This window comes from Aeromonas finlandensis (assembly GCF_000764645.1).
GTDB classification, from domain to species: domain Bacteria; phylum Pseudomonadota; class Gammaproteobacteria; order Enterobacterales; family Aeromonadaceae; genus Aeromonas; species Aeromonas finlandensis.
Genome location: NZ_JRGK01000368.1, coordinates 1 through 2,014, shown reverse-complemented (window position 1 = coordinate 2,014; position 2,014 = coordinate 1). Strand labels below are relative to the sequence as shown.

At 44.3% G+C, this 2,014-nt stretch carries 1 protein-coding gene; it reads right to left on the bottom strand.

The window, feature by feature from the left end; translation table 11 throughout:
* The coding region (locus LD28_RS23495) for a hypothetical protein (protein ID WP_033138976.1) at window positions 1–2,014 on the bottom strand (2,014 nt) is incomplete at both ends.

Below are 2,014 nucleotides of genomic sequence, written 5' to 3'. Positions count from 1 at the left end.
GTGCATGGACTGACTATCTTCAGTATGCGCTAGTTCCCATTGCAATTCTACAAGGATTGCTTCCAGAACCTGTTTTGGATAAAGTCGATAAAAATGTTCTAGCCAACTAGGAAAACCATTAAGTTCCCAAACAAAGTACCTTAGTGCGTGTTTTATTTCTGCTTCAGTTAACTTTGAAGGAAAGCCCATTATCTCTCTCGCCTCAATCTCAAGGCCAGCCATCGCAAACATCAACGAATATGGAATTGAACTGGTGTCATGTCCTTCAGATCGGAGACCTGGGGTGAAGTTTCTCCAATGTGTTATCGCTGCATCCCTGTAGGCTATCGCAACCTCTTCGCCAAACTCAGGGATCAACAAATTCCAGTTAGCCCCACCGTCTCGACTTGTTCTAACTCCTTCACCTTGGACTATATTTAACAGCCAATATTGATTTTTACTTAAATCGCCTAGCTCTAGTCCAGGTGGATAACGGACGATATCTGGATCCAATTTTAAAGACTCGACCCACTCAGCACGATCGCGTGCTTGTTTTTCCTCTTCTTTTTTGCGCCTCTCATCTTCCAATTCCCGCATATTTTCAATATCTAGAATGCTTTGATGCTTCACGGGGTTAAAAAACGTATTAAGGCTTTCTTCCAGATCAGCGTTTCCACTAATAACTCTTTTAATCTCATGCAGCCAATTGTCAGGCTGGTCAACTTGACTAAATAGTTTCAGAGCAAGTGACAAAGCAACTAATTTATCGTCCTGAAAATCACGAGTAGTAATAAAACCCAGCACATCGTGAAACCGTTCAGGTCCAAAACTCCAATAATGTCCAATCCATAGCAAAGACCAATAATCAATCAAGCGCTCGGATTTTTTTATTTCAAGTCTGTCACGGGTGTCTTCAACACTCCGCCAGAACAAGGCGTCATTCAAGTCCGACCAAGTTGGAATAACCTCGTGGAGGTGAGTTTTAAACTCATCGTAATCCTCACCCCGCCAGAACCGAGCTGCGGGTGCTTTCAACATAATCGATAGCACTTGCGAAGAAAAAGCTATCTCCGAGCGCTCGGAAACCAATCGCTCAACAGCATAGGAGGCAGGTCCGATCAACCATGCGAACCCTTCCGAAACGTGGCATTCTCGTTGCTCTATATAAGGAGGTCGGTCGAGATAATCATTCAGACCGCTGACTAATATCCCTAAAGGCTCCAAAACATCTATGGCGCCATATACCGGTAAACGGTCGATAAAATCATACAACGCACGAGTAAGTCCCGTATTATTGTATCGCTCATAGTCTTCTATCTTATCAATTATTTTGAGCAGAAAATCCACCGAAATGGCGTCTGCATCTGTGTTTTCCAAGAGTTCAGCTAATAACTGACGTGGCAGGATCTGGACTGATAAAGTCATCTGATTCCACAAGTAATCCCTTTGCTGCTTGGTTCCACACATCATCACCGCCCGTATCGAGGCGATTCGTGCGTAAATGCCTCTATCAGGCTCAATGGCAAGCTCGGACAGCATAGGCACACATGCTATCATATCTCCTTGCCAAACCAATCTGCCCAAAAAGAAAATTGCGTCGTCGTTGTCTCGATGCTCCGTAATAAGATGGAGAGCATCGCCGCTCAAGTCAGGCTGGGCAATGCGAGCTATCGCACGATTATCGCGGACAGAATGATCATCTTGGTCCTCAGCAATCCTCGTGACAATATCGTTTAATATAGATTGACGTTCAACGAATGGGAGATAAGAAGCATCCCCTCCTTCCACAGCCACCTCAGGCCCGATATTCAATGCTTTGCTTCGTATTTCATTGTCCAACAAGACCAGCCATGACAATATTGATCTCAAGCGAGGTGTGATAATAGAATGTCCATATTTCTCCCTAATGAATAAAGCCTCCGTGGAATACCGTGACGAACCTTTTTTTAATTGCTCATCAAACCATTCTGCAGCAAGAAGCTCTCGTACTTCCCTGTGTCTAAACCGCACGATGCCATAAAGCACATCATTAAAG